9 protein-coding genes are annotated in these 7287 nt (G+C 64.1%); all 9 read left to right on the top strand.

The genetic code is table 11. The features are described 5' to 3' along the window. Positions 1 to 8 precede the first annotated feature (8 nt). Entirely contained in the window at positions 9 to 140 is a 132-nt protein-coding gene (locus D9T14_RS14580) for a hypothetical protein (protein ID WP_510749563.1), read from the top strand. An 8-nt stretch (positions 141 to 148) separates the two neighbouring features. Continuing rightward, a complete protein-coding gene (locus tag D9T14_RS12890; protein ID WP_119162591.1) occupies positions 149 to 1213 on the top strand; it encodes a DUF6177 family protein in 1065 nt (354 codons plus the stop codon). Continuing rightward, on the top strand, positions 1203 to 1532 hold the full coding sequence (locus D9T14_RS12895) for a hypothetical protein (protein ID WP_119162592.1): 330 nt from the start codon (positions 1203 to 1205) through the stop codon (positions 1530 to 1532). Before D9T14_RS12890 ends, D9T14_RS12895 begins: the two co-directional genes overlap by 11 nt. Before the next feature lie 4 nt (positions 1533 to 1536). Beyond that, a complete protein-coding gene (locus tag D9T14_RS12900; RefSeq protein ID WP_126464280.1) occupies positions 1537 to 1929 on the top strand; it encodes a DUF6507 family protein in 393 nt (130 codons plus the stop codon). 88 nt (positions 1930 to 2017) lie between these two features. Continuing rightward, positions 2018 to 5407 carry a polymorphic toxin type 15 domain-containing protein gene (locus D9T14_RS12905; RefSeq protein WP_119162594.1) on the top strand — a complete coding sequence of 1130 codons (3390 nt, stop codon included), beginning with the start codon at positions 2018 to 2020 and terminating at the stop codon, positions 5405 to 5407. Between the two features lie 16 nt (positions 5408 to 5423). After that, positions 5424 to 5894 carry a hypothetical protein gene (locus D9T14_RS12910; RefSeq protein WP_119162595.1) on the top strand — a complete coding sequence of 157 codons (471 nt, stop codon included), beginning with the start codon at positions 5424 to 5426 and terminating at the stop codon, positions 5892 to 5894. Positions 5895 to 5907: 13 nt separating this feature from the next. Beyond that, complete coding sequence (locus D9T14_RS12915; RefSeq protein ID WP_119162596.1) at positions 5908 to 6378, top strand: hypothetical protein; 471 nt, start codon at positions 5908 to 5910, stop codon at positions 6376 to 6378. Positions 6379 to 6393: 15 nt separating this feature from the next. Next, positions 6394 to 6840 carry a hypothetical protein gene (locus D9T14_RS12920; RefSeq protein WP_119162597.1) on the top strand — a complete coding sequence of 149 codons (447 nt, stop codon included), beginning with the start codon at positions 6394 to 6396 and terminating at the stop codon, positions 6838 to 6840. Positions 6841 to 6930: 90 nt separating this feature from the next. Then, positions 6931 to 7287, top strand: a 357-nt coding sequence (locus tag D9T14_RS12925) for a hypothetical protein (protein ID WP_147434130.1), incomplete at its 3' end; no start/stop codon positions are given.

Genomic DNA, 7287 nt, shown 5'->3' on the forward strand with positions numbered 1-7287 from the left:
TGCACCAGTTGGAGGACAACTGGAACAAGGCCGGGCATGAGGTGCGTCAGATCATCGCCCAGCTGATCGGTTCGATGGAGCAGTCCGACCAGATCGCCCAGACCGCCCTCCAACGAGCCGCCAGCGCAGTCCACCTGTGAGTACATCAGTGACAAGCGGGCAGGCGCCGCTGCGGTTCGGCCAGCTGCCCGTCATTGATGGGGTCGCGACGAACGCGGTGGTCTACCACAGCTACCGCAAGCGCCTCGACCTGAGTCCTGCGCTGGGGCAGTTCCTGCTGCTCGCCAGCATGCAGCAGCTGCGTCCCGTCCTCGTCACCGACGAGGACGCCGCCCTGAGTCGTTTCCTCGGCTTCGAGATGGCGGCCTCAGGGGGTTCGTGGGTCACGATGCGCGCCGGCGGCCGCATGATGGACGCCCTGACCGGCCGCGAGCTGGACGCGCTGGAGCAACTCGACGACCCCATCGCCATGAGCCGCCTGCCCCGCCTCGACACGCCCGGCGTCGACCCGCGGGCGACCGGCACCGTCGGCTTCGACATCATGGTGCACCACAGGGCCACCGAGGAGCTGCGGGTGGGCGCCCTGGCTGAGCTCGTCTTCGCGGCGCTCGGAGCCCCGGCCCCCGACCTGTGGGGCTCCACCGAGCCACTCAACCACCCGTGGGACAAGCTGGCGCTCACCATGGACGCCCGCCGGCACATGCCGAGTTCGCCGATCTACCGGCTCTCGGCGCCCGCACCCGGCGCGGTGGCGACGCTTCAGTACGAGCGCGGCGCCTCCGGCCTGAGCGAGCACCTGCGCGGCACCGTGCCTATCGGCCCCTACGGCGAGGCTATCGAACGGGCCGTCGACCTGTCCACGGCCGTGCTGCAGCGGGTACACGAGGCGTTCACCCCAGTGCTGGCCACGACGACCCTCATCGACGACGACCCGGACGGTTACCAGCACCTGCGGGCACGGCGCCCCGAGTACCCGCTCGGCATCATGGCGGGCCCTTGGGCGATCAAGGAGTCCGGGCTCGACGTCGACGAGATCGTCACCCGACACGGCGGCATCCGGCTCGGCCGCTCGCTGCTGCCGACCGTGCTCGTGCCCTTCTCCGGCGACGACGCGCCCTGGCAGCAGCTCGGCGGTGTGCTCCGCAGCGTCGGGCTGCCCGGCCTCAGCCATGCCCTCGGGCTGGACGGAAGCGCGGTCGGCAATGGCCGTTGAACTCGTCCTGCTGAGCGGCACCGCCCCGACCCGGGAGGACTGGGAGGCAGCCGCTACTGCCGTCATCCCCGGCGGTGACCTGCATGAACTGGTCGACGGGTCCTGTCTGATCCGCGACAACAACAACGACGGCATCCTCACCTGGTGGCCGCCCAGGCCCCTGATCGCGACCCGTGAGGCCGCGTGGACCTGCGAAGACGCCCGGGCCTGGCAGGTGTGGACCGACATAGCTCTGCCCTACGCCGGCTCTCGCGCAGGTCGGGCGATCTGCGCCGAGCTGGCCCACAGGCTGGGCGGACGCGTGATGGAACGGAAGTGACACGATGAGCAGCTGGATGATCAACGGCGCGCAGGTGAAGACCGTCCTGGACAGCGTGACGACCTATGCGGACCAGTTCCAGGCAGGTCTGAGCGAGGACAAGTTCACCGATCTGTCGAACTGCCTGACAGGCGGGGCGACCGAGGGCTCGGCCACCGTGAACACGGTGACCGGAGAGGTGCCCGGGGCGGTGAAGGACCTCATCAGCTCGCTGAGTGACGAACTCACGACAATTGGTAACCACGTGCAAGCCGGCATCCTCGGCGTGGCGAGCGCGACCGTGTCCTACAACCAGGGCAACGAGGAGATGGCTGCCGCCTTCCAGTCCGAAATGTCCGCGGCAGCCCAGAGCGGCGATTTCAGCTTCTTCGAGCAGAACAACGTGCTCGGCACGTGACCCTGTTGTCTCGCCCCGACATCCGTGGGCGAACACCATCACACATCAAGCCCCTGAACACTCTTCACCCCTGTAGGAGGCGGTTCGCATGTCGGATGCTCTGGTCGACCCGGAGATGATCCCGAAGATTGACACGAGCTATGTGACAAGCGCGGCGGAGAACCTGCGCGCCATGGGCAGTTCGGTCGGCGACAGCACGGACGGCATGGCGACGGCTTGGGCCGGCCTGAAGACGGCGGGCGTCTACGAGGCGCCCGAGTCGGCGACGGTCTACAGTCTGCTTGACCCGGCAGCGACCGCAGCCGACGACGTGGAGTCCGCCCTCAGTGACGCCGCCGACGCGATGGACACCTTCGCCGACGCTCTCGAGAAGATCAAACCCGATCTCGACGCAGTCCGGTCCGATGTTGCTGAGTTCCGTGAGAAGGCGCTCAAGGGCGTGGACGTCCCGGTCTGCACACCCGGTGTTTATTCCGTTGGCGCGGCCGGTACTGGCGCCTATACGCCAACCTACACCCCCAAGACCGAGCACAAGGATTGGTGGGATTCTCCCACGCTCTGCGAGGAGAATTCCCAGCTGTTCGCCCGCATCAACGACCAAGTCGCCAAGATCATCAACGCCGAGAACGAATGCGCGAACACCCTTCGCGGGCTGATACCTGACCAGAACTTCGAGCAGCAGCCGACCAATGTCACCGGCGAGGCGCTCGATCAGCTCGACAACCTGCCCTGGGGTCAGAAGACCGAGTACGAGCCGAAGAACTGCGGCGAGTCGGCAGTGATGGGCATAGGTGATGGCGTCAAGGGCCTGCTCGAGGGCGGCGCCTCGCTCATCAGCTACAACCCGCGCACCGGCCAGTGGGGCGACTGGGATCATGCTGGGCAGGCGTGGTCGGGTCTTGGCAACCTGGGTCTGTCGCTTGTCGTCGTCGCCTCCCCGCTTTCCCTCGTGAGCAGCGGAATGCGCCTTGCCGGCGTCGAGAACTCCTTCACCCAATTCGTAGAGGAGAAAGAACTCACTGTGGCGAACACGGTGACGAGCCTGGTGAACATCGACCTGACGGCCGATGACCCGTTCGCGGCCTGGAAGAAGGACGGCGTGCGGGCATTGTTCTCCTCGGCCACGAACATCGGCACCTTGTTCATCCCCGGTGCCGATGCCGGCAGCGTCCTGAAACTCGGGGCGGGGGCGAGCACCACCGCGAAGGCCAGCAGCATGGCTCTGCGCGGTGTAGGGACCATCGCGGACATGATCGTCCCTGGTGGTTCTTTCATTGTGAAATCGGCCGGCGAATTCGGCGTCAAGGTGGTTGATGTGGCCGCTCACGGTGGTGAGGGCGTCAGCCTGGCAACTCGGGCGTCAACCGCTATCGAGAACAGTGTGCTGCATGACCTGGGCAAGGTCGATGGCCTTCCGGTCAAGGACGGTTCTGGTCTCGACCTGGGCCGTGTTGACGTCGGCAAGGTTGATGCCCCGTCGCTGGCTGATGCCGGAGGCACCTCGGCCACGCGCGGGCTCGACGGGCTCGGGGACTCGACCGGTGGGCCTGGCTTGCGGAACTCGTCGAAAACTGGAGTACCTGATCTTGGGGAGGGGACTCCTGCGCGCGGCTCTGATTCGGCTGGCAGTGGTGGCTCGGCCGGTGATCGCCCGGGGGCCACCGGATCGTCCTCTGTCGGTGAGGGTCCGCGGCTTGATTCTGATGGGGCGAACAAGATCACTGCGGACGCTCAACCCGGGCGTCCTGGTGCGGAGAATCCTGGAGGTTCCCCCGAGACACCTCGGCGTGCTGAGGGCGGCAATCCGGTGGACGTCAGTGAAGTCGCCGAGACCGGAGTGGCCAAGCGGACGACTGCCGACGGTGGTGTGCCCGAGGCGGGACCGGAGGCTGCTGGTGGTCGTGGTGATGGTGCTGGTTCTTCTAGTGGCGGGGCGCACGGCGATGGTGAGCTCCCGACTCGCCGGGGCGAACCGGATGGATCTGCTGACGTTGGTGAGGCTCGCCCCGGTGAGAGCGGAGGCCGTCATGGTGACCATAGTGAGGGCGATGCCAGTGCTGATGCTGCCGCTCGTGACGGGTCGGCGCGGGATGAGGTCGGTACTTCCCGTGAGGCGGATGCCCATGGTCGGGACACCGATGCTGGCGCGCGAGAGGACACTCCTGCCAGGCGCGATGAGACGCGCCCTGAGGTGGCTGATGAGCAGGCGCAGAAGCTGGCGGACGAGACCGGGAAGGATCGGCCGGGCTGGGACAACAAGACCGACTGGCCTGAGCGTCCCGACGCAAAGATGTCCGATGGCACTGTCGAGGTCACGCACGATGGCGGCCAGACCGTCGCCAAGAGCAGCGACGGTCACGTCACCGTCGCTGATGGCGAGGCGTCGATCAAGACCTCCTCGGAGGGTTTGCAGGTGCACCATGCCGACGGGGACTTCACGGTCAACGAGCGCGGCGAACTCACCGACGCCCCCGAGGGCACGACGGTGCGCAGAGGCGAGGATGGCAGCTGGTCGATCGAGAGCAGCGGCCCTGATCCTGTGCGCATCAGCCGAGATGCCGACGGCATCGTGACAGTGCAGCACGGTGACACCACCGTGCGGCAACTCGACGGCACGATAGTTGCCGATGCCGGTGATGGCCTGTACACGAAGGTGCACGCCGATGGGACGACGCATGTCACTCAGCTTGCCCCTGACGGTGGGTACACGACGCTGTTCGAGGACGGCACGTTCTTGCACCGGTATCCTGATGGTGGTTTCGAGCCCTATGGTGATCCCAGGCTTGGTGGTGGGCGTGATTTCGAGGGCACGGTCGACCCGTCGAAGGGGTTGTCGGACTCGGGGTTGACGCGCAACGGCAAGCTTGATGATCCTGCGAATGTTCCGCCTGAGATTCAGGAGCTTGTCGACAAGGGCGTGGTGAGCATTGATGACAAGGGTGTGGTGCGGTCCACCCAGAAGGTGACCGAGGACTTCACCATGCGTGAGACCGCGGAGTCCTACCGGCAGGCGGGTTTCCAGGAACACGGGATGAACGACCTGACCCAGGACATCCGCGAGGACAACATGGATGCCCGGGCCGATGACAAGAACTGGGGTGATTCGGAGAAGGCGCGGTACCGTCGTGAGTCAGAGCGGAGCTTGGCTGAGTCTCTTGAGCAGCAGGGCGTGCCGGCCGACCAGGCGAAGACCCAGGCCAAGGACATGCTGTCGCATCATGAGGCCCTGCACGGCCCCGACCGGGTCATCGGCGGCAACCCGGACAACTTCACCGGCTTCGGCACTGAAACCGTCCCCGGTAACACCGCGAACTCAGAAATGGGCCGACACTGGTCGAATCACGATACGGTAGGAGACTTCAACCGTCGCATGCGTGATGCTTTCCAGGATATACCAGAAGCTTACCGTGGTGATGTCCGGGTGAATACGGAGTTTCTAGTGAATGGCAAGACGACGAATTTCACCGGTCTGCCGTGATGGAGGAGGAAACGAGGTGACTGGTAAACGTGTCCGTGAGTCGTGGGAGAAGTACGGCCGGAGGGGTCGAGAGGTTGAAGCTCTCGTTGAGCTGATGGATGCCATGTCCCATGATCAATGGGTTGCGGTGGGTGAAGCAGAGAAGAACAACGACCTCGATAAAAGCATTAAGGCCCTTCAGGAGTGCAAGAAGATAAGTATGTCTGCCACTGTTAAAAAGGCGTTGTCTTCTCTGGGTGATCGTTACCGACCCCGGTATGACAAGGAGACTGTTGGCCGGTATACGCGCGGGGGGATCCGTGATGCGAAGTCCATTGCGCCGCTTATCGTGGGTATTGCCGACAGGTTGCCTGCGTGGGCGGTCGAGGTCCTCCTGCGTCCGTTCACGAAGGCCGGTGTCGACCTGTCGCCGGTACTGCCCGAAGGCATGGACATAAGCCACCCACTACCCCACGGCGACGATGGCGACTCTCCGGGCGATGAGTGAGCTGTGATGTGTGATGGCCGGTAAACGAGCGCGCGAGTCATGGGAGAAGTACGGCCGACGCGGCCGCGAGGTTGAAGCCTTTATTGGGTTGATGGATGCCATGTCCCACGACCAATGGGTTACTGTTGGCGAGACGGAGAAGAATAACGTTTTTGATGAATACATGGCTGCTCTTCAGGAGTGCAAGAAGATAAGCATTTCCGCCACTGTTGTAAAGGCGTTGTCTTCTCTGGGTGATCGTTACCAGCCCCAGTATGATGATGAGATTGTTGGCCGGTATACCCGTGGTGGGGTTCGTAACGCCAAGTCGATTGCGCCGTATATCGTGGGTATCGCTGACCAGCTGCCTGCGTGGGCTGTTGAGGTGATCCTGCGCCCGTTCGTGAAGGCCGGTTTGGACCTGTCGTCGGTGTTGCCCGAGGGCATGGACATAAGCCACCCGCTGCCCCGTGGCGACGATGGCGACTCTCCGGGCGATGAGTGATCGCGGTGATGAATCATGGCTGGTAAACGCGTCCGCGAACCATGGGAGAAATATGGTCGGCGGGGCCGCGAGGTCGAGGCGTTCGTTGAACTGATGGATTCCATGTCCCACGACCAATGGGTCGTGGTTGGCGAGACGCGCGAGAATCGTGATTTGCATGAATATGGTGAAGCCCTCAAGGAGTGGCACAAGATAAGTATGTCTGCCACGGTTGAAAAGGCGTTGTCTTCTCTGGGTGATCGGCATGTACCGAAATATGATGATGAGACTGTTGATCGTTATACACGCGGGGGAGCTCTTAGTGCGAAGTCCATTGCGCCGTATAGCGTGGGTATTGCTGACCGGTTGCCTGCGTGGGCTGTTGAGGTTCTCTTGCGTCCGTTCGTGAAGGCCGGTGTGGACCTGTCGCCGGTGCTGCCTGAGGGCATGGACATGAGCAGGCCGTTGCCGCATGAGGCGTAGGCGCGGGTACGGGTCGGCAGTGATGCAGGACTGTCACAAAGATGAGGAGGGCCCGGCCCTGGGCCGGGAAGAGAAAGAAGGTGTGTTGGTGTGACCGTGCCGGGTTTTGGTCCTGATGCCAAGGACGAGAAGGTCAAGGCCCTGTACCAGAGGCTGGTCGAGTGGATGAGGGCGAACCGGGCCAGTTACCTACAGGCCGTGGTGCAGGCCGTCGGCGACCGCCACAGCGGCTGGATCCGTTCCTACCACGACAACCGGCCCTACGACAATGTGGCGCCTGCCGAACTGTACGACCAGATGATCGCGCTGCGCAGCCTGCTGGCCCAACCCGGCACCGGCGCGTTCACCTACGCCAAGTTCGTCGTCGAGGTCGGGACCGGCACCCGCATGACAATGCGGCAGGACAGCCGCGAACCCCAACTCGATCCCCCCTACACGGCCCAGGAC

The sequence above is a fragment of the Propionibacterium australiense genome (assembly GCF_003666605.1).
Classification (GTDB): Bacteria; Actinomycetota; Actinomycetes; order Propionibacteriales; family Propionibacteriaceae; genus Propionibacterium; species Propionibacterium australiense.